This is a genomic window from Corynebacterium sp. H127 (genome assembly GCF_037482665.1).
Taxonomy (GTDB): domain Bacteria; phylum Actinomycetota; class Actinomycetes; order Mycobacteriales; family Mycobacteriaceae; genus Corynebacterium.
The window spans coordinates 25,092-43,501 of sequence record NZ_JBBHKY010000003.1 but is presented as its reverse complement, the minus strand read 5'-3'; the positions used below and the strand labels follow the sequence as shown (position 1 = coordinate 43,501).

Below are 18,410 nucleotides of genomic sequence, written 5' to 3'. Positions count from 1 at the left end.
GTCAGTTGCTAGGGGTGCTTGATCATTTCGAGGCTGAGAGTTTGTTCTCGCCTTCTAAGGGCAAGGCCTCCCGCAGCAAGAGATAGGCAAAGCACCACGATTCGTGCACACCAACCGATGAGTGTGGATGCCGGCCCCAGCGTGAAAGCGATAGCTGTAAGGGGCAGAGTCAATAGGAAGAAGGATCCGTATCGTCGCCATAATGGGGCACCATGTATGTGTTGGACGAATAGTGGCTGACGTCGTCGTTCTGCATAGACTGCAGCGAGCAGCGCCCCAATGCTCGCAGTGATAAGCGTGAGAATACTGGTAGAAATTGCATGATGCACAATTCTTTGTTGAGCTTCGACTAATTGTGCACGAGCGGAATCTTGAGGTTGTTCGAACCATGCCACTAAGCTGTGAGCAGCGTTTTCTCTCAATTTATGTAGAAGTTCTTCCTTCTCAAACGCAAAGAGTTCGGCACCACTAGAGGTTAATGAAATGTGGGAGTAGGAGGAAAGAGCTCCTGTGGGAATGATCAGAATTATGGGGTCGAATACCGGTCCGGGTGGGAGAGTGCGGTTTCCGGTGGCAAATATCGAAATAGGTGAGTCAGCGTCATATTCTTGAGCTTCAACGTCTGCCAGCGGGATTGTCGTCGAGATGCCGTGGCGTGAGTCTAGCTGCCGCTCAAACTGAAGTCTGTCTCGTACCTCGGATTTCAATGTCTCAGTTTGATCTTTTTGAGATGGTGGCACGAGAATGCGAGCACTGTTCGATGGGAGCGGGGTATCGAGCAGCCCCAGGTGCTGAGCAGACGTGGGGTTAAGAACGATGCATGGTCGTGGTGCGGTGATGTAAGGAGACCGGCCTGGTAGGTCTAGTGCGCTCAGAAATAGGCGGTTATCGCTGTCGGCTGCATCAACGAACGAGCGCCATGCAGGTAGTGCGGTGCGCACCTCTGACTCTTTGGTGCCCCAAAGCGCAATCTCAAAAGCGTCGGGCCCCTCGTTCGTATAGGCGGCCGCCTGTTTCGCAGAGTGGGCCTGACGCAACGCTGACTCAGAGTAGCCGAGTCCGATGAAGGCACTGCTGAGTACTAGCGCAAGTGTGATTGTGGATGCCAGGAACACGATTCCCAACGGACGCTTGCCTTTAACCTGGTCCAGAACACGCGGCACTGCGGTAACAACAATCCCCACTGCTGCTGAAGTTGCACAACCTGCGAGTGCTCCGACGATTGCCACTATCAAAGCGAACACTAGGCCGGGGAAAGCGAAAAGCTGGGTGCCTCCCCACCCAAGGAGTCCGACGATAGCCCACGCTCCCCAACCTAGGAGGACTGTCAATAGCCCAAACAGCAGGTAGCGGGCAGATTCGGTTGCTGTAATTGTGAGTGGCTGTGCCCCGTGTAGAGACTTGACGGCTCTGACGCGGGAGGTTGTCGAAGCCGACACTAGTGCAGCAACAAACACGGCAAGCACGCCGCCGACCTGTAGAAACCAGAGCGGATCGGAAAAATATTCCTTGGAAAGCAATGATGCAGCTACGGTTGAGCTGTCCGCACTTACTGAGAAGTATTCTTCTGCAGTCGTGATGAATGTACTGACGTCACTGCTGGCCCCGTACAACGTCCATTTTCCTAAGGGGGAGGCATATTCGGCGGGCATGTGTTGTACGTCGGTGGTGGAAAAGCCATACTCAGCATATGCGGAATCTGGGGATGGTGCAGTCTCTCCGGCCGGTAGGCGGGTCTTAGGATTCAGCACCGCGATCACGCGATGTGGGGCACCTGTTTCGTTCGTGTAGGACACCTTTGCCAGCTGCACCTGATGCTGGTTGGCAAGGCTTACTAGCGTTTCGATATCTGACGTACCAGAATCCATCACGGACATTTGCCCATCGGCCCCAAAGGGATGATTCTCTTCAACTTTTAGGGAAAACTGGCCGGCAAGTGTCACAGCAATTGCGATGTTGAAAAGAAGTGCTAAGCGTAACAACCAGTGCATTTCGGCTTTCAGAGTATGTTTGTGCAGGCGAGAAAAACTGTTTCCTGTTTGGGACGCTCTTCTCGCCTGCAGTAGTTTCAGATGAACAATCTTTGGGACTAACTAGTCAGCAAACCAGTAAAAAGATTGATCAACTTCGTTTTCAACGGCTGGTAGTTCTGCGTGAGACCAAGCGCCACCCGTGAATACGGCGCTTCGATCTGTTTCGCCGTGTGCGTTGGTGACTGATGAGCCGTGTGGTCGAGAGTCATGGAGAAAATCTGAGTACACGACTCCACCGCCATTAGGGCCGGTAGTGCCGTAGTTCCACGTTCCTCCTTCCGGATGGTCTGTTGCACGTGGTTGCACAATGCCTGCGTTGTCATCTGCGACTTCGCTTCCCCATTCGGTTGTGTTCTCGGGTAGTGCTTGGTCTCCTGTGGCGCCAGCAAAGCCTGCACTTCCGAGCGCTGTCATGGCGCTGATTGTGGCGATGGCGGCGCCAATAGTGAGTTTTCTCAGCTGCGAGTTGAGTCGTACGGTCATGGGAAACTCTCCTTCTGGTGTGTGGTGGGGGATTGGCGGAGTGTCAATGTGAAACCGTGCATCGAGACCACATTCCCAAGGTCTCGATCGTTGCGACTGTTCTCCCTAAATCGATCAGAGGATTGAGTCGCACAATTTGGGATGATTTATCTGACACGCCTAGGGGGATGCAATCTGCCCAATATTGAACATTAAGTTCTTTTGATAGGGCGGTGACTGTAGGTTAACCTTGCCTAACTATGTGGGCAAGGATTCTGGAGAAATTAATTAACGCCCCCCAACTGGGTGTAATTTTGGTTGGCTGGGAAATCTGATGTATATGCAATGGTGGAAGAGGATCTTGTTCTAGCCAGAAAAAAATTTGCCCCGCCTTGACTAGGGCGGGGCAAATTTTGGTGCACACTAATCCACGTGAAGCACTGACTTCTGTTCAGTAAGCGGCTTAGGCGAGTATTCGCCCCGCAACGCGCGTAGCTTGGCTGCGTGCTCGTAGAGGCGAAGATCCTCCTCTGTTTTTGGTACAAACTGGCGAGCAGGCAGCGGCACACCATCGATATCCACGCCCACGTAGGACACGGTTGCGTGGATCGCGGTCTGTAGGGCGGAGCGGCCACCACGAGGGGCACCGGAGCGTACGTGAATCGACATTTGCATGCCGCGGGAATCAGTTCGCATCAGGCGGGCATCGACTTCAATGAGGTCGCCGATCTGGATGGGGCGGTAGAAGCGGATACCACCGGCGTAAACAGCAACGGTGTGCTCGCCGGACCATTCCATCGTGCAGGCAGCTCCTGCTTCGTCGATCCACTCCATGGCGGTGCCGCCATGCACTTTTCCGCCCCAGTTGACGTCGGTAGGCTTTGCCAGGAAACGGGTGATCAGGCGAGGCGCGTCGGAAGGGCCGTCGTAGGTCTGCTTTTCCATCTCCTCCTCAATCGCTTTGCGCAACTCGATTCGAGAGAGGGCCGCCTCGTAGACGCGTTGTTCTTCCTCGGTTTGTGGTTCGTACTTTGGCACCTCGACAGCTTTGCCGGTCTCGGTGTCTTTGGCGACGAAGATGACGAGGCAATCACAAGCACGGGTGTAGATGCCTTCGCGTGGATCGGCGGAGTAGACCTCGTTGACAATGTGCATGGAGGATCGGCCGGTCATGGAGATGCGGGATCGCACTTCCACCATGTGGCCAGAGGGAATCGGGCGGAAGAAGTGAATGTGGCCCACGTAGGCAGTGACACAGTAGGTGCCGGCCCAGGAGGTGGCGCAGGCATAGGCAGCCTTGTCGATCCATTCCAGCACGCGACCACCATTGACTCCGTGGTTTCCGGCCATGAGGACGTCGGTTGGCGCTGCCATGAATCGAAGGGTGACGGCTGGATTTCTATTTGACAATGTTGTGGGCTTCCTGTGGGGACGTGGCGGTTGTGTACTGCGCAATTGAACATAAACATGTTAACTCTAGGTACCCTCGCTGGGATGAGTGGGTACAAGTTTAAGGGAAGAAATTGTTGAAGCGATCGGCCCCAGAGCCAGGGGAAACTAGGGAAGCGGTCCAGAGAGTGCGTGCCTGGATTGACGATCCAGACATGCAGCCGTTACCCAGTCGCGCAGAACTTGCGCTAGCTGTGCGCCTGACTGCACGCACCCTGGAGCATGTGGCCCCTGGGCATAGCGTCGAAGTCCGGGTGCCACCGTTCGTCGCTGTCCAATGCATAGCGGGCCCGCGGCACACAAGGGGCACTCCGCCCAACGTTGTTGAGATGCGGCCAGAGATTTGGCTGCGCCTGGCTGCTGGTGCGGTGACCTTTGAGCAGGCGCTTAGCGACGGCCATATCGAGGCCTCCGGTACCCGCGCGAATGAGATTTCGCACTGGCTACCCTTAGTTTGAGTAGCCTAAACTTCGTTGTGACCTGCGGAAATACCATCTATCCTTTGTGTGGTTGACAAATTCACAAAAGGGTAGGGATAGCGATGCTAGATCAGACGGTCGAGTATTTTGAACCACACGCGACAAACGTCAATTCCAAGTTGAATTGGCTGCGCGCCGGGGTGCTCGGCGCCAACGACGGCATCGTCTCTGTGGCCGGGTTGCTGATGGGTGTGGCTGCGTCCGGAGCGGGCTCTAAGGAGCTGATGACGGCTGGCATGGCGGCGGTTGTCTCCGGTGCTGTTTCGATGGCGTTGGGCGAATACGTCTCTGTTTCCGCGCAGCGAGACACCGAGCAGCAATTGGTGGCAAAGGAGCGCTGGGAGTTGAGTAGATTCCCGGCGCAAGAGCACGCAGAGTTGGTTGGGATTCTCGAGGAAAAGGGTATGTCCTACCAGACCGCTGAGGCGGCGGCCACTGAAATGGAAGAACACGATGCGCTGGCTGCTCATCTGGATATGGAACTTGGCATGGATGCCGAGGACTTTACTGATCCGTGGGTGGCCGCCGGTTCCAGTGCGATTAGCTTTGTGGTCGGCGCGTTGATCCCATTCCTGTGCGGGATGTTTGCTCCGGCTGGCGTGAAGGTGTGGGTGATTTTGGTTGGCACGCTTTTGGCGTTGTCCATCACCGGTGGTCTATCTGCGAAGGTCTCTGAATCCAGCAAGTCTCGTTCAATTACCAGGCTGCTCGTCGGCGGCGCATTGGCGCTGGTAATTACCTATGTGATCGGCTGGCTATTCGGCGTTTCGGTGGCCTAGCGGCGCTCAACGCGGAGCCTGTTTTCGGGGGTCGGCTGGGCGTTATGGTAGTTGAGGGCTAGACAGGCTACGATGAACACCGTGGTAGACAACGGTACTTTTATCCGTCCGGATCTTGATGACCACGGTGAGAACGCCCCTCGTGAAGAGTGTGGCGTATTCGGCGTGTGGGCTCCGGGCGAAGATGTCGCAAAACTCACCTATTACGGCCTATACGCTTTGCAACACCGCGGTCAGGAAGCGGCGGGCATTGCGGTAGGTGACGGCGACTCCATTGTCGTATTCAAAGATCTTGGTTTAGTTTCGCAGGTCTTTGACGAGCAGTCTCTCAGCGCCCTCAAGGGAAATCTGGCAGTGGGGCACACCCGCTACTCAACTGCCGGCGGTGTGTCCTGGGAGAATTCCCAGCCGATGTACCGCGTCACCCCGAACGACGTTGACGTAGCCCTGGGGCACAACGGCAACTTGGTGAACTACCTTGAGCTATTGGATGAGGCTGCCGAACTTGGCCTGGTTAAGAAGGCGACGCAGCCTTCTGATTCGGACATCATGACCGCCCTGCTGGCGCACAATGCGCGCGACGGCAAAACCATCTTTGAGTCAGCTAAAGAATTGCTTCCGCGTATCGAGGGTGCATTCTGCCTGACCTTCATGGATGGCAACAGCCTCTACGCAGCCCGGGATCCGCACGGCGTCCGCCCGCTGTCCATCGGGCGCCTCGACTCTGGCTGGGTCGTGGCTTCCGAAACCTGCGCACTCGACATTGTCGGAGCTTCCTTCGTGCGCGATGTTGAGCCAGGTGAGCTGCTGCGTATCGACGCCGCCGGCATCCATTCAGTCCGCTTCGCAGAACCCAAGCGCAAGCTGTGCGTTTTTGAACACGTCTATCTGGCCCGTCCAGACTCGGTGATTGCGGGACGCTCCGTCCATGCGAGTCGCGTTGAGATTGGCCGTCGATTAGCGGCGGAATGGCCGGCAGAGGCCGACATGGTCATGCCGACACCGGACTCCGGTACCCCGGCAGCTGTCGGATACGCGCAAGCTTCGGGGATCCCTTTTGGCCTCGGATTGGTGAAGAACGCCTACGTGGGCCGTACCTTCATCCAGCCAACCCAGACGATTCGTCAGTTGGGTATCCGGTTGAAGCTGAACCCGCTTAAAGCAGAAATTGCTGGTAAGAAGCTCGTTGTTGTGGATGATTCCATCGTGCGCGGCAATACCCAGCGCGCCCTGATCCGGATGCTTCGTGAAGCTGGCGCTGCCGAGGTGCATGTTCGCATTGCGTCGCCACCTGTGAAGTGGCCATGCTTCTACGGCATCGACTTCGCCTCGCCGGGCGAGCTCATTGCGAATAACGTAGATAGCAATGACGAGGCCGCCATGGTTGATTCCGTGCGCGTTGCCCTCGGAGCTGATTCGCTCGGCTACGTTTCCGTCGAAGGCATGGTGGGAGCGACCGAACAAGAGCGCAGCAATCTGTGCTGCGCTTGCTTCGATGGCAATTACCCGCTGGGCTTGCCGGAAGGCAACGCAAATGCGGAGCTCGTCAAGACCATGCAGGCTGACAACTAATACTCTTTACCCACCACATCCAGGAGAAGTGAACTTCCCAATGACCGAATCCAACGAACAAGTAACCTCGTACGCTGCGGCTGGCGTCGACATCGAAGCTGGCGACCGCGCAGTCGAGCTGTTCGCGCCATTGGCTAAGCGAGCCACCCGCCCTGAGGTTCGGGGAAGCCTAGGTGGGTTTGCCGGGTTGTTCGCGCTGGGCAAATACAAGGAGCCATTGCTCGCAGCAGGCTCCGACGGTGTGGGCACCAAGCTCGCAGTCGCTCAGGCCATGGACAAACACGACACCATCGGCATCGACCTGGTAGCAATGTGCGTGGATGACCTGGTGGTCTGTGGCGCCGAGCCACTATTCCTGCAGGACTACATTGCCATCGGCAAAGTTGTGCCAGAGCATGTTGCGCAAATCGTTTCCGGAATCGCAGAAGGCTGCGTGCAGGCAGGTTGTGCTCTCCTCGGCGGTGAAACTGCAGAGCATCCTGGCGTAATGGAACCTTCACATTACGATGTCTCCGCAACCGCAGTCGGCGTCGTCGAGGCGGAAGATGTACTCGGCCCAGACCGTGTCCGTGCCGGCGACGTTTTGATCGCAATGAAGTCCTCTGGCCTGCACTCTAATGGTTACTCCTTGGCTCGCCACGTGCTGCTAGAAAAGGCCGCCCTGCCTCTCGACGGGCACATGGAAGAACTCGGACGCACGCTCGGCGAAGAGCTGCTCGAGCCAACCAAGATCTACGCCTTGGACTGCCTAGCACTGGCTGCCGAATGCGAAGTGCACACTTTCTGCCACGTCACGGGTGGCGGACTCGAAGGAAATATGGTTCGCATCATTCCCGAAGGCATGGTTGCAGAAATGTCCCGCAGCACCTGGACCCCGGGCCCAATTTTCCGCACCATCGAAAAGCTCGGGCAGGTGCCTCGGGAAGAGATGGAAAAGACCTTCAACATGGGTGTCGGTATGGTCGCAGTAGTCGCAGCAGCCGATCGTGATCGCGCCTTGGCGATGCTCACAGCTCGCCACATCGATGCCTGGGAGCTAGGCACCGTGCGTGCGGCCGCCGAAGGCGAGACCGAGCGGGCGATCCTGAAGGATTCTCACCCAGACGCCTAAGCACTCTTTTTTGAGAACCCACCTTTTGCTTCCTGATCCAGGCTGCGAGGGGTGGGTTTGATGCTTTTCGGGGGTTTGGGCGCGCTATGTGGAATTTGTCATTCGGTGTGGAGGTTTTTCGCTGATTTGCGACCTTCCGGTGTGAGAAATTCGACGTCGGCGCACGAACCCTCGAAAGCCCTCCGATCGGCATTCCAAAGCACAACTGGGACGCGTGTGTAGGCAGAACAGGCGCAGTGAACACGAGAAAACGAGGTAAGAGAGTTTTTCTCTTACCTCGTTACACGCTTTGAGAGTTATTGAGCGCTTATTTGCGCCCAGATTCAGGAGTATCTTCCCATTCGTCTTCTACCCACTCGGAGTATGGATCCTCGTAGTCATCGGGCTGGCTGTAGGAGGTATCCTGGCTAGCCTTTCCCGACAACTCGCGTTGCAGCGAGTCCAAATCCATATCCGGCGTGTTGTACTTTAGCTGACGAGCAACCTTGGCTTGCTTAGCCTTGGCACGGCCGCGACCCATGGCCTGACCCCCTTGGAGTAAACGGGGCAGACGAAATTCGTCTCCCCAGGGCTTAATATCTATATGTGTGTATTCCTGTAAGACACAATAGCGGGTAGTGACGAAAAATGCTCAAACGGGGCTATGACCGGCCGGGATGTTGGGCATTTTCCTGGGTCCTGTTCTGGTCATGACTGCTTTTTTGTTAAAACAGGCCTCGAAAGCGTTGCTACCCCCACGGCGGGAGTAATTAGGACTGGCCTCGTAGTCGGTTGATGGCTGCGCGTCCGGGTCTTTCCGTGGTGTCATCGGTAGGCAGCGAAGCTGAATCGACGGCAGCGGAGACGTCACCAATCAGTAGCTCGCTGCTTAGGGCGGAGCGCTTAATTAATGCAAGGGCGATGGGCCCGAGGTCGCAGTCATCGATCACAGTTCCCAGTCTGCCTACCTTGCGGCCACCCGCAGTGATCTCAGCGCCAGTGGTTGGCAGGGTTGGGGCGGAGCCATCGAGATGGACGAGCACGAGTACCCGGGGGGAGCGCCCGAGGTTATGGACGCGGCTGACGGTTTCTTGTCCTCGGTAGCAGCCTTTGGCCAGGTGTACCGCTGCAGGATTGCTTTCTGAGCCGATGAAGTTGGGGACTTCGTGGGGGATTGACTTGTCGTCGAGGTCAGCGGCTAGCTCAGGTTCCAGCGCTTTCACGCGTTCCGCGGTGAAGGCCATCAGGCCGATAAGAGTTGCGCCTGCTGCCTCGAGTTGGGAAACAGTGGCGTCGATAAGCGTGCGGTCGACGGCGAGATCAACACGGCGTGGGCCCGCCCAATTCACCTCGCGGGAGAATGCGCAGTCGGGTAGCGGGATGGGGGCGCCGAGGAGCGTCAGCAGTGCGAGGTTCGTCTCGCTGATCGTCACCTCGGACCAAAACACCATTTTCTGCAGGTAGCTCATCAGTGAGGCTGCTTGCGCCCGAGGAACATCAAGGTAAAAGGTGTCCTCGGTACGCGTGATGTCCGCATGATGCAGAACGCGCCCCTGACCGTCCAAGTCGAGTGCCTGCGCGGAGAAGCCCGGCAGGACATCGTCGAGCTTCTGGGAGAGCAAGTTGTTGAGGAAAGTCGGAGCGTCTGGGCCGGCAACAGAAATGATGCTGCGCTGGGAACGATCTACCACGCCTGTTCCGGTTTCGATCACGCGCTGTTCCACCAGCGGGGCACCGTAGTGCCACGCGACCCCCTCGTGATCCACTGGCGATGGCTCCTGCAGCGCTGCGGCGTGCGGACGGGACAACAATTGCGAGTTTAGGTTAGCCACACAAACGATGTTAGCGCGAGTCAAAGCAGCGTAGCCTAGGAGGCATGAGCACACATGCTGTTGCCCCTCTGATCTACATTCTGGAGCCCTTCGGCGGGTCAACCCGCGAACACAGCTTGGCCCTGCCGATGATTTTTTGGGATGACGCTGCTGTCACCCGTGGCGATGGCGTTTTTGAGTCCATCCGCATTATCGATGGAAAAGCAAAGAACTTGCACAAGCATGCGGAGAGGTTCGCTAGGTCAGCGGCCATTTTGGGGCTCCCTGTGCCTGATAGCCAGCACTGGATCCATGCGACCGAGGAAGCTGCAGCACAGTGGGCAGAAAAGAACGGCCCTCTCGAGGGCGCCTGTACCTGGACCATGTCACGAGGGCGCGCGAGCCGGCCGGATCTTCCTACGACTTGGCTAGTGGTTAAACCGCTGTCAGATGAAATCTATCGACAGCGTAAGGAAGGGGTGAAAGTACTCACCGGGCCACGAGGCTACCAACTCACCGAATCCGCGCCATGGAGTGTCGCGGGAGCCAAAACCCTGGGATACGTGGAGAACATGGCCGCGTTGCGGTACGCCCGCCAGCAGGGCTTTGATGACGTCATCTTTCGGGATGGGGACCGCGTCCTAGAAGGTGCCACCTCCACCATCATCAGCGTGCGAGGTACAAAACTGCGCACCCCGACCCCGGGTGGAGAGATCCTCGCGGGCACTACCCAGGCAGGGATCTTTGAGTACGCGGTCAAGAAAGGGTGGACTGCGAAGACCAAAGATCTAGAGGTTTCGGACTTGCTCAAGTCTGAGAGTGTGTGGCTGGTGTCGTCAACACGCGGTGCAGTCCTTGTGACGCAGTTAGACGAACACAAACTCAAGCCGGCGGGTGACCTCGAAGCTGCGCGCCGGATGCTGCAGCGCGCGCTCGAGAAGTGCTAGCTAGCCGATCACACGCTTGAGCTGTGCAGACATCCGAGGGCGCAGCTCCCCAGCGACCATGCGCTCGTCGACCCAGCCCAGCTCGTTGGTAGGCAGCAGCCCATAAAGACGCTTACCCGGACCAAGCGAAGACGGTCCCGACGCCGTCACCATGGTGGAGGCGCTCTCCAGCTGCCACGCGCGCTCGTTGAGTGGATTGCCATAGAAGATCTCTACTACGCCGGTGGAATGGCACACGATGTACTCAATCTCATCGTTGAGATCAATACGCAAGAAACCCGTCTCACGCATATCTGGTCCGGCGGCATTGCCGTCCTCGTCCAGCTTCCACTGCCGAGAATTGTAGGCAATGTAGTTCTCGCCGTCGTGTGCAAAAGTGATTTCTTGACCGAAGCTGTATTGCCCGTCCACGGCGGTGTCTGCTTGACCTTCGCCGCGCCAGACCCCGATCAGAGGTAGTAGCGCCAGCAGTCCATCGTGCAGGTTTGGGCCGTGGCGCAGATTTGCGGTGTCATCCGGAATTGGCAGCTCGCCAAGGCCGGGAATGTTGCGATCCGCAGTCTGCTTGGATTGCTCAGCCGCAAGGTTTACCGCGTCAGAACCGCTCAATTTGTTCTCTGGGGTTTCACTCATGACTAATAGCCTAGCGGTGCGGTGGGGTCCGTTGCTAAGGCAGATATGTAGCAGGCTTAGAGATTGGGGAGAGATTACTGGCGTCGATGGTGGTGTTGCGCTGTTCCGTCTCAAAGTAGATGGAACCGCCGCTGCAGTACACGCGGTTAGTCAACGAGGGCAGCGGTAGTGTGCGGCTGTCGATGGTCCAACTGAACGCATCCTGGGCATCCTTTTCCCGGCCGGGAGGGACGTTGAGGTAGCGGTCCGGTGACATCGCGATGGTGGTGTCAGAAATCCGCAGCTTTGCGACGACCGTGATCGGCTTCTCAAAGCCTGCCGGAGTGCCTGTGAGCTGCACCTCCGAGGAGGGGCCGCCAGAAGGCGAGATGTCATAGGGGTTGGAGATGTCGAGGTCTGTGATCCCTAATTGCTGGCCCATCGCTACTCCATCGAGGCGCAGGTTGCGGGCAACCAATTTTGCGGGCACCTCGCTGAGCTTGCCGCTAAAAATCTCTTTACGGTCCATTTCAAGATCCGTGACCTCGGTGCGTGCGTTCACCATTCCAAACCCAGGGACGTCGACGTCTAGCATTTCCGCAGTCAGGGTCGGTGTTGCCTCCCGCCAAATATTGGCAAAGTAGGGAAAGCCGCCCACATAGATGCGCGGGGCGACGCTGAGCCGCGAGTGGGCCTGTGCGTCTTTGGCAATGGTTCGCTCCGCGCGCATGGCGAGTGCGTTGTCTGCGACCCACAACAGTGCCAGCAGGACAGCAACGATGCCGAGGGCTGTGGCGAACCGGGAGGAAATCTTCACGTCTTTATTCTTACCGGATGCGTTACCCTCGGTGGGTATGACTGCTGAAACACCGGTATTAACTAGCCTTTCCGAACAACCCGAAATGGCGGAAGGGGTCACGGAGCTGATCGCCCGGGCGGAGGCGAACGATCAGGTGGCTCCGCTTTCCGAGCAGTTCTTGCTTGGACTTAGCGACGCAAGAATCGGCCAGCAACACCTAGTGCTCAGTGTCGAAGGGAAGCCCGTCGGTCTGCTGGCGGCTGAGGTGACTCCAGAAGGGGCGGTAGCTGAACTCGTGGTGGATCCGGGGTGGCGGCGCCAAGCCATCGCAACTGAATTGCTGCGCGCGGCGATGGGCCGATGGCGGCGGGTTGATCTTTGGGCACATGGAAACCTGCAGGCAGCAATAGATTTTGCGCAGAAGTTCTCCGCAGAAAAAACGCGAGAATTGTTGGTGATGCGGTTGGAGGAGCACGTTGCCTCTGCGCACATCCCTCCAGGTTTCGAGTTGCTGACGCTCAATGCTTCCCGGGAGCGTTTCGGGGCTTTCGCTGATTCGGAGCTGCTCCGCGTAAATAATGAAGCTTTCGCTTGGCATCCCGAGCAAGGTAATTGGGAGCCTTCGCGTTGGCAGCGGGCGCAAGAGGTGGAGTGGTTTGATCCCGATGGCGTGTTCTTGTTGTGGGGTCTACCGGGGGTACTCGGAAAGGGGCAAACGGGGGAGAACTCCCCACAGTTGGTGGGTTTTCATTGGACTAAGTGCGTTAAGTCACAACAGGTAAATGTGGGGGAAACTCCGGGTGAAGTTTATGTGGTTGGACTAGCTGATGCTGTACGCGGCAAGGGGCTGGGCAAAGCAATCATCCTGGCGGGCATTAATTTCTTGCAGGAAAACTGTTCTGAACAGGTAATTTTGTATGTCGAGGCGGACAATCTCGCAGCCGTGACTGCCTATGAAAAGCTTGGGTTTTTCCTGGCAGAAACCCACGCCGTGTACCGGTTTTGCGCACAGGGAAGGGGCTGAAACTAAGGGACTTAAGTGTGCAAAGTTCCCTGGGCGAAACTCAAATTCACCAAAAGTTAACCTTGCCGGTTCCTTTTAGAAACTTGAAACCCTTAGGTTGCTAAGCGAAGCAACGTCACGCAGGATTCCTGCATCGTGAGGCAGTCGGTCCGCGCCGACAGTCAGGGCGTTGTCCAAAAAATCCAAATTACTGCACCGGAGGAAATCCCGTGATTCGCAACTTCAAGCGCACCGTCGCTGTTCTAGGCGCCGTCGCCGCTGGTTCTATCGCCCTGACCGCTTGCTCTGAAAGCTCAGAAGGTACCGATGCTGGTACCAAAGTCGAGGGCCTGTCCGGCACCACCGGTCAGCTGGTAGCTGAGGGTGCTTCTTCTCAGCAGAAGGCTGTTGACCTTTTCGGTGTCAAGTACTCTGAAGCAGTTTCCGGCGCTACCTTCGCTTACACCCCATCTGGTTCCGGCTCCGGCCAGAAGCAGTTCATCGCTGGCCAGGTTGCGTTCGGTGGCTCCGACTCTGCACTGAAGGACGATCAGGTAGAGGCTGCTAAGCAGCGCTGTGGTGGCAATGACGCTTGGCACCTGCCAATGGTTGTCGGCCCAGTTGCAGTTGCCTACAACCTGCCAGGCGTTGACAAGGTAGTGCTCACCCCAGAGCTGACCGCCAAGATCTTCAAGGGCGAAATCACCAAGTGGAACGATCCTGCAATTGCTGAGGTTAATAAGGACGCGAAGCTCCCGGACACCTCCATCAAGGTTGTCTACCGTTCCGAGGAGTCCGGCACCACCGATAACTTCCAGAAGTTCCTGAAGGCCACCTCCAATGGCGTGTGGGAGACCACAGGCAAGTCCTTCCCAGCAGCTACCGGTGCAGGTGCTAACGGCTCCACGGGTGTTGTTGGTGAAGTAAAGGCCACCGAAGGTGCCATTACTTACGTAGAGTCCGGCTTTGCTAAGGACGCTGAGCTTGGTATCGCCGACCTAGACTTCGGCAATGGCCCAGTTGAGCTCAACTCTGAGACCGTCAATAAGGCGCTGGCAAAGGTGGAGTACAAGGGCGAGGGCCACAACATGGTTGTGGATTCCACCAAGCTCTTCGAAATGAAGGAAGCTGGTGCGTACCCACTCGTACTCACCACTTACGAAATCGTTTGCTCCGCTGGCTACGACGCTGAGACCTCCGGCCGAGTTAAGGACTTCCTGAAGGTTGCCCTGGCTAACCAGAGCTCCGACCTCGAGGCTCTGGGGTATATCCCAGTCTCCGGTGAGTTCAAGGACAAGCTGACCGCAGCTGTCGACGCAATCAAGTAACTAACTTGCATTGGGGAGTGATCGACCTCAACTGAGACCACTTCCCGAATGTCCCAACAATTGCTGGGGCACCACTGCCCCCGTTGAGCATCAATCCAACGGGGGCACTTTGGTGGGTATCAGTAGCACAGCCAAAAGAAACTCGGATCTGAAGAAAATAGGTCCGATCGCCACTCTCAGGTTGTTGATCCTCACCGGTAACACCCACATCACTAGAGCTCTAAGGAAATTCTCCCGCATGGCTGAACAACTTGCTGGCCAGAGCGCAGACCTCATCAGAGAGGACCGCGGTGACGATGTCATCGCAACCACTACTGGTGCAGGCCACGCTAAGCCTCCTGCTCCCGTAGCAACCAACTCTGGTTCGGTGAAGCGACCTGGGGATCGAATCTTTGAATTCCTCTCCACCGCTTCCGCATTTACCATTTCGATCATTATCGGCGCCGTCGGTGTGTTCCTCTTGTGGCGCGCTGTCCCGTCAATGGCCAATAACGCTAACGGTATCGGTGGCTTCTTCACCTACTCCGGCGACTGGAACACTGCGGACACCTCCGCGATGTACTTCGGTATCCCAAACCTGCTAGCGGTGACATTCACGGTCTCGATCGTGGCGCTCATTATCGCGATGCCGGTTGCGCTTGGAATTGCCATCTTCCTCTCGAACTACGCACCGAAGCGCCTAGTGAAGCCGCTCGGATTCTTGGTTGATCTCCTTGCCGCAGTTCCCTCGATCGTTTACGGCCTCTGGGGCGCCAAGATTCTCGGCCCGGCGCTCTCGGGATTCTTCGAGTGGATCAATAGCTGGGGTAACGGTTTCTTCCTGTTTGCTCATTACGCCAATTCTCCTTCTTTCGCTACCTCGCGAAACATGCTCACTGGTGGCATAGTGCTCGCAGTCATGATCCTGCCGATCATCGCTGCGACGGCCCGCGAAGTATTCGTGCAGACCCCGAAGGGGCACATCGAATCCGCTCTCGCTTTGGGTGCCACCCGTTGGGAAGTCGTCAAGCTCACGGTGTTGCCATTCGGCCTGTCAGGTTACATCTCCGGCAGTATGCTCGGCCTTGGCCGCGCGCTCGGTGAGACGATGGCGCTGTACCTCGTTGTTTCCCCGTCCTCCGCGTTCCGTGCTTCGCTTTTCGACGGCGGCACGACCTTCGCAACCGTCATTGCTAACGCTGCACCTGAGTTCAACAACGACATGAAAGCCGGCGCATACATCGCCGCAGGCTTGGTCCTGTTCTTCCTGACGTTCCTTGTGAACGCTGCAGCCCGTGCCGTTGTTAAGAAGAAGAGTTAGGTAACTGAATATGTCACACGCTGTAGACACTCAGACTGCAGACGCACCTTTGGGCCAGAAGTCTGCGTTCACGCACATCTCCTCGAGGCGCAAAACGACCAATGCGATCGCAGCAGGCATTATCTACTTTGCCATGTTCCTGGCATTCATCCCGTTGGTATGGGTGCTGTATGAAGTGATCTCCAAGGGCTTTGGCCCCGTTCTCAATGCTGACTGGTGGGCGAAGTCTCAAAAGGGTGTCCTTTACACCCTCCCTGGCGGTGGTGCTGCTCACGCGATTATCGGCACCTTCGTTCAGGCAGGTATCACCTCAATCGTCTCCATTCCGATTGGAATTTTTACCGCTATCTACTTGGTGGAATACTCCAATGGCAACCGACTGGGCCGGATCACCACTTTTATGGTTGATATTCTGTCCGGTGTTCCATCCATCGTTTCCGCATTGTTTATTTACTCGGTGTGGATCGTCCTCTTCGGTTTCGAACGCTCCGGTATCGCAGTTGCGCTGGCTTTGGTGCTGTTGATGGTTCCCGTGATTGTCCGCAATACGGAAGAAATGCTTCGGGTGGTGCCACAGGATTTACGCGAGGCTTCCTATGCCCTCGGCGTACCAAAGTGGAAGACCATTGCCAAGATCGTATTGCCGACCGCACTTTCCGGCATTGTCACTGGTGTCATGCTCGCCATCGCCCGTGTGATGGGTGAGTCCGCTCCAGTGCTCATTCTGGTGGGGTCCACTCAGGCCATCAACTGGAACCCAATGAAGGCTCCGCAGTCCTCACTCCCGCTGATGATGCTGGACATGTACAAGGCCGGTTCCACTCAGCCAGTCATGGACAAAATGTGGGGAGCCGCCTTCACCCTGGTCGTCATCATCGCCGTGCTCAACATCGGTGCACGCATCATTTCCGCGAAGTTCTCGGTTAAGCAGTAACTTCTTCCCCTCGCTTTCGAAAACATTCAAAACTTTCAAGGAGACACCGATGGCTAAGAGCCTCGATCTGAAGAACGTCAACATTTACTACGGCGATTTCCACGCAGTTCAGGATGTAGACCTGCACGTGCCACCAAAGTCCGTTACTGCATTCATCGGGCCTTCCGGCTGTGGCAAATCTACCGTGCTGCGTACTCTCAACCGGATGCACGAGGTCACCCCGGGCGCTCACGTTACTGGCGAAATCCTGCTCGATGGCGAGAACATCTATGGCCCAAAGGTGGACCCAGTATCCGTGCGCAACACCATCGGCATGGTGTTCCAGAAGCCGAATCCATTCCCAACGATGTCCATCGAAGAGAACGTTGTTGCCGGTTTGAAGCTATCTGGCGAAAAGAACAAAGCCAAGCTGAAGGAAGTAGCTGAGCGTTCCCTCCGCGGAGCCAACCTATGGGAAGAAGTGAAGGATCGCCTGGATAAGCCAGGTGGCGGCCTTTCTGGCGGCCAGCAGCAGCGCTTGTGCATCGCTCGCGCGATTGCTGTTGAGCCTGAGGTGCTGCTCATGGACGAGCCATGCTCCGCGCTGGACCCGATTTCCACTCTCGCGGTTGAGGACCTGATCCATGAGCTGAAGGAAGACTTCACCATTGTGATCGTTACTCACAACATGCAGCAGGCTGCTCGCGTATCGGACCAGACGGCCTTCTACTCGCTCGAAGCTACTGGTAAGCCTGGCCGGCTCGTGGAGGTTGGCCCGACCAAGAAGATCTTCGAGAATCCAGATCAGAAGGAAACCGAAGACTACATCTCGGGTCGATTCGGATAGTTCTTCGCCACCGCACCCAAGTTTTCCCTGGGTGCCTCATAGCCTTGGGAGGGCCCCGGCCTTCTCTCCATAATCTTGTTCGGTGTTGTATCGGCAGTGTGGCGCTGCCTGAAGACGCAGCACCGGGCAACGTGCAGGATCCTTAGAGCACGAAATACAGATAGGGTGACTTCCGATTTTTGTGGAGTCACCCTATCTATTCGTGTGGCCGCGGTTTAGCGGGGAGAATCGGAGTTGAAGCGAGCCTCCAGCTCGGTGAAGCGCTTCGCCCAATCTGATTCTTCCTTCTCTTGGCTCCGGCGCTCCTGATATTCGGTCGGCGTCAGCCCGGTAGTCAGATAGACGATGCGCTCCGAAACGTTCACGGAGTGGTCCGCATAGCGTTCTAAGAAGCGTCCCAATAGCGCGACATCCACCGCTTCGACGGTGGAGTAAGGCCACTCACGTCGAGTCAACATAATCATCAAGTGGCCGTGAATGTCATCCACCAAGTCATCATCAGTGACGAGCACCATCGCGATGTCCGCATCTGGGTTCTCCAACAGGTAATGAACCTTCTCGCCCATCTCGGAGATTAAGCGGGCCATTTCCGCGAAATACGGCAGCAGTGGCTGTGGCACGGCGCTCGCTGGGTGGCGACGCCGGGCAGATTTAGCCACGTGTTGCGCCAAGGCCCCCATCCGGGCGAGATCATCGACGATGTAGATCGAAGAGATGACCTGACGTAGATCGCGCGCTAGCGGCCCCTCCGTGGCGAGTAGCTCCACCGCGCGCTGCTCGCAGCGCTGCTGAATCTCCTCTAGCTCTTCGGTCATTGAGAGGGCATCTTCTGCAGCTTGCAAGTCAGTTTCCAGCAAAGCTTGCAGGCTTTTGTCCATGACCGTCTGGACAGTGCCACATAACACGATCAGGTCATGGGCGAAGGCGTCCAAATGTTGTCTATAAGCGGTCCGCATGAATATAAACTATAGGTGTTCCTGCGGTTC

Annotated in this window: 18 protein-coding genes; 10 read left to right on the top strand and 8 right to left on the bottom strand. The window is 56.8% G+C overall.

The features are described 5' to 3' along the window. Positions 1 to 8 precede the first annotated feature (8 nt). The 3 genes from WG936_RS04185 to WG936_RS04175 all read right to left on the bottom strand — a co-directional run bounded on the left by WG936_RS04185 (position 9) and on the right by WG936_RS04175 (position 3,869). Positions 9 to 1,877: a hypothetical protein gene (locus tag WG936_RS04185; RefSeq protein WP_339572194.1), complete on the bottom strand. Its 1,869-nt coding sequence runs from the start codon at positions 1,875 to 1,877 to the stop codon at positions 9 to 11. A 216-nt stretch (positions 1,878 to 2,093) separates the two neighbouring features. Continuing rightward, positions 2,094 to 2,516: a lactococcin 972 family bacteriocin gene (locus WG936_RS04180; protein ID WP_339565341.1), complete on the bottom strand. Its 423-nt coding sequence runs from the start codon at positions 2,514 to 2,516 to the stop codon at positions 2,094 to 2,096. A gap of 402 nt (positions 2,517 to 2,918) precedes the next feature. Beyond that, entirely contained in the window at positions 2,919 to 3,869 is a 951-nt protein-coding gene (locus WG936_RS04175) for an acyl-CoA thioesterase (RefSeq protein WP_339565342.1), read from the bottom strand. Between the two features lie 149 nt (positions 3,870 to 4,018). Here WG936_RS04175 and WG936_RS04170 point away from each other — a divergent pair, with 149 nt between their 5' ends. From WG936_RS04170 to purM, 4 genes are all read left to right on the top strand, one after another. Then, positions 4,019 to 4,402, top strand: coding sequence for a sterol carrier family protein (locus tag WG936_RS04170; RefSeq protein ID WP_339572193.1), 384 nt, complete (start codon positions 4,019 to 4,021; stop codon positions 4,400 to 4,402). Between the two features lie 83 nt (positions 4,403 to 4,485). Further along, the gene (locus WG936_RS04165) at positions 4,486 to 5,202 is read left to right on the top strand and encodes a VIT1/CCC1 transporter family protein (RefSeq protein WP_339572192.1); all 717 of its coding nucleotides are present in this window, start codon (positions 4,486 to 4,488) and stop codon (positions 5,200 to 5,202) included. 72 nt (positions 5,203 to 5,274) lie between these two features. Beyond that, positions 5,275 to 6,774: an amidophosphoribosyltransferase gene (gene purF, locus WG936_RS04160; protein ID WP_339565344.1), complete on the top strand. Its 1,500-nt coding sequence runs from the start codon at positions 5,275 to 5,277 to the stop codon at positions 6,772 to 6,774. 40 nt (positions 6,775 to 6,814) lie between these two features. Further along, a complete protein-coding gene (purM, locus tag WG936_RS04155; protein ID WP_339572191.1) occupies positions 6,815 to 7,885 on the top strand; it encodes a phosphoribosylformylglycinamidine cyclo-ligase in 1,071 nt (356 codons plus the stop codon). A gap of 307 nt (positions 7,886 to 8,192) precedes the next feature. Here purM and WG936_RS04150 read toward each other — a convergent pair whose 3' ends face one another. Both WG936_RS04150 and ygfZ read right to left on the bottom strand, forming a co-directional pair. Next, positions 8,193 to 8,405: a DUF3073 domain-containing protein gene (locus WG936_RS04150; RefSeq protein ID WP_339565346.1), complete on the bottom strand. Its 213-nt coding sequence runs from the start codon at positions 8,403 to 8,405 to the stop codon at positions 8,193 to 8,195. 229 nt (positions 8,406 to 8,634) lie between these two features. Continuing rightward, positions 8,635 to 9,696, bottom strand: a complete 1,062-nt coding sequence (gene ygfZ, locus WG936_RS04145) for a CAF17-like 4Fe-4S cluster assembly/insertion protein YgfZ (RefSeq protein WP_445227929.1) — start codon at positions 9,694 to 9,696, stop codon at positions 8,635 to 8,637. 44 nt (positions 9,697 to 9,740) lie between these two features. On the opposite strand from ygfZ, the gene WG936_RS04140 reads away from it, so the two are divergent. After that, positions 9,741 to 10,622 carry an aminodeoxychorismate lyase gene (locus WG936_RS04140; RefSeq protein WP_339565347.1) on the top strand — a complete coding sequence of 294 codons (882 nt, stop codon included), beginning with the start codon at positions 9,741 to 9,743 and terminating at the stop codon, positions 10,620 to 10,622. Here the strand turns inward: WG936_RS04140 and WG936_RS04135 are convergent, their stop codons facing one another. Then, entirely contained in the window at positions 10,623 to 11,255 is a 633-nt protein-coding gene (locus WG936_RS04135) for an FABP family protein (protein ID WP_339565348.1), read from the bottom strand. It lies immediately after the preceding gene. A gap of 34 nt (positions 11,256 to 11,289) precedes the next feature. Beyond that, positions 11,290 to 12,051: an LmeA family phospholipid-binding protein gene (locus WG936_RS04130; protein WP_339565349.1), complete on the bottom strand. Its 762-nt coding sequence runs from the start codon at positions 12,049 to 12,051 to the stop codon at positions 11,290 to 11,292. Between the two features lie 37 nt (positions 12,052 to 12,088). On the opposite strand from WG936_RS04130, the gene mshD reads away from it, so the two are divergent. The 5 genes from mshD to pstB all read left to right on the top strand — a co-directional run bounded on the left by mshD (position 12,089) and on the right by pstB (position 17,424). Next, on the top strand, positions 12,089 to 13,057 hold the full coding sequence (gene mshD / locus WG936_RS04125; protein ID WP_339565350.1) for a mycothiol synthase: 969 nt from the start codon (positions 12,089 to 12,091) through the stop codon (positions 13,055 to 13,057). Positions 13,058 to 13,266: 209 nt separating this feature from the next. Beyond that, the gene (gene pstS / locus WG936_RS04120; protein ID WP_339565351.1) at positions 13,267 to 14,364 is read left to right on the top strand and encodes a phosphate ABC transporter substrate-binding protein PstS; all 1,098 of its coding nucleotides are present in this window, start codon (positions 13,267 to 13,269) and stop codon (positions 14,362 to 14,364) included. 238 nt (positions 14,365 to 14,602) lie between these two features. Next, a complete protein-coding gene (gene pstC / locus WG936_RS04115) occupies positions 14,603 to 15,664 on the top strand; it encodes a phosphate ABC transporter permease subunit PstC (protein WP_339572190.1) in 1,062 nt (353 codons plus the stop codon). Positions 15,665 to 15,674: 10 nt separating this feature from the next. After that, positions 15,675 to 16,598: a phosphate ABC transporter permease PstA gene (pstA, locus tag WG936_RS04110; RefSeq protein ID WP_339565353.1), complete on the top strand. Its 924-nt coding sequence runs from the start codon at positions 15,675 to 15,677 to the stop codon at positions 16,596 to 16,598. A gap of 49 nt (positions 16,599 to 16,647) precedes the next feature. After that, the gene (gene pstB / locus WG936_RS04105) at positions 16,648 to 17,424 is read left to right on the top strand and encodes a phosphate ABC transporter ATP-binding protein PstB (RefSeq protein WP_339565354.1); all 777 of its coding nucleotides are present in this window, start codon (positions 16,648 to 16,650) and stop codon (positions 17,422 to 17,424) included. 215 nt (positions 17,425 to 17,639) lie between these two features. Here the strand turns inward: pstB and phoU are convergent, their stop codons facing one another. Next, complete coding sequence (gene phoU / locus WG936_RS04100) at positions 17,640 to 18,380, bottom strand: phosphate signaling complex protein PhoU (RefSeq protein ID WP_339565355.1); 741 nt, start codon at positions 18,378 to 18,380, stop codon at positions 17,640 to 17,642. Between the last annotated feature and the right edge of the window lie 30 nt (positions 18,381 to 18,410).